This is a genomic window from Salinicoccus jeotgali, from assembly GCF_039538805.1.
GTDB classification, from domain to species: Bacteria; Bacillota; Bacilli; order Staphylococcales; family Salinicoccaceae; genus Salinicoccus; species Salinicoccus jeotgali.
Window position 1 is genome coordinate 1 of the sequence record NZ_BAABCK010000041.1, and the last position, 1,949, is coordinate 1,949.

Annotated in this window: 1 protein-coding gene and 1 pseudogene; both read right to left on the reverse strand. The window is 29.6% G+C overall.

What is annotated here, in order from left to right:
- Positions 1-191: 191 nt before the first annotated feature.
- Positions 192-1,724 carry an HNH endonuclease gene (locus ABD734_RS07785; RefSeq protein WP_344703129.1) on the reverse strand — a complete coding sequence of 511 codons (1,533 nt, stop codon included), beginning with the start codon at positions 1,722-1,724 and terminating at the stop codon, positions 192-194.
- A 108-nt stretch (positions 1,725-1,832) separates the two neighbouring features.
- Positions 1,833-1,949: pseudogene (locus ABD734_RS07790) on the reverse strand (IS30 family transposase); the annotation flags it as partial.

Here is a 1,949-nt window from a genome sequence, read left to right on the forward strand (position 1 = left end):
GATATCTGTTGTAAACTGAGTCATAGGGGAGGCCTCTTTTCTATGAATTGGTTGTGGTGACTTAATTCTACAAGAAAAGGGCTTCCTTTTTCTATTTATTCATTTACACAAGATATTTTACGCTCTCAAAATATTATTGAATATTTAGATATACATTATGTCTTTCTTACTATAAAAATAAATTACTATAATCATTTCAAATGAAAGTCAATTATTATCCTTAATTCTTCTCCTTTAGAGTTAATTAACTTCGATCTCTCTCGATTTAATTTATAGTTTCCGCCTTTATGGTAATGAACATATTTATGATGGAATGGACATAAACATATTAAATTACGATAATTATCAAACTCTAGGTCTTCTTCATCCTCAGCCACTTTGGCATTATGAAGTGGCGTTATATGATGTATTTCTACATAATTACATCCATTTTCCATCACTATAGTATCTGATTCCGGTCCACAAACTTGACACTGATAGTTATACAGTTTCTTCAATTTATCGGTTAACTCCCTAGATCTTACTACTGTTTCACCATTGAATTTTTTAAGACGAATTTTTTTCTGAATGTTTTTAATTTCACTAAGTAAATTTAACTTTATCGGTGAAATGCCAGATTCCTCTGTTTCTAATATATACTCCTTTGGACGACTATAAGTGCGTACAAAGCCCCATTCTTTTAATTTTTCATTTATAGACTTTTTCTGTAACAAAGCATGATAAAATAACTGGTCATAGAAATAATGCTTAGAAGGAATATAAACTCTTCCATTATAAACAAAAGATTTTTCAATTTCTTTCTTAAAATCTATATCATTACCTACATTTTTTATATCCTGAATCCAATCATATGGTTCATAGTTTTCTGGTAATTGATTAAGTAAAAGTCTTTCAAATCCCAGTTCATTTAAAAATTGGTCTATAGTCTTTCCTTGCCTTCTTGCTCTAACGTACATATTTTTATAGAAACGATCATAAGGAGATATGTAAATATAGGAATCTTCAACTATATACTTGCTTTTAATCTCTGATATTAATGCATTCTTATTTGCCTCATTTTCATTTTCTCTTAACTTATATTTAAATCCCAATGACCTCACATAATCGGCAATTGACATATTACTTCTACTTGCATATAGACGTAAAGATTGCGCTTCATTATTTTGACTTGGGAGAGACACAGTTATTCCATCATCAAGAACAAATTTACGAAGCTTATCTAGAAGCTCCTCTTGTGTTAATAGTCTTTTATCATTATATTTTACACTTTGTTTATAGCCGAGTCTTTTCAGTAATAAATTTATAGTTATATTTAAACTTTTAGCCACTATTCTAAAATGTCTATACTCATCACTAGTTAATTCTATTTCATCGCCTGAATCACAATATGTATTTAAGATTGAACTAATTTGTCTTAAGTGATATTCATCATCACTGTCTAATTTACAATACTGACTATCGTCAATCTCTCTTTGTAAATCTGGCTGCATATCGAAAACATAATAAACCTTTTCCTTATCTTTTACAAAAATAGCAACTTTTTCTTGTGTATTGTGTTTATAAATTGAGACAGAAAGCCCATTATTATCAACATACTCACTTTTGTAACTTCTTATCATTTGATATATTATTGTTCTGTGAATCTCTTTTATTTTTTTTCTTACAGATTTAAATTCCCCAGAAGCTTCATCAATCTTATCTTTAGTAAAAACTTGTCTAGACACTCCAAAAAGTTCAGCGTGAGCAGCTAAGTTTATTTTGTAATTATCTCTTAATTCTTTTAATGCCAGAAAATCATATTTACTTCTACTCGCATTTATTACTTTCGTTTGTCAAAATAAGCTAGACAGTTCCTTTTCACCCATGTAACTCAAAAAGACTTCCAATGGTGTCCGGTAGTTCAATGATTTTCTCGGTATGTGGTTTCTTCTTGAAGCGACAGACGAGAC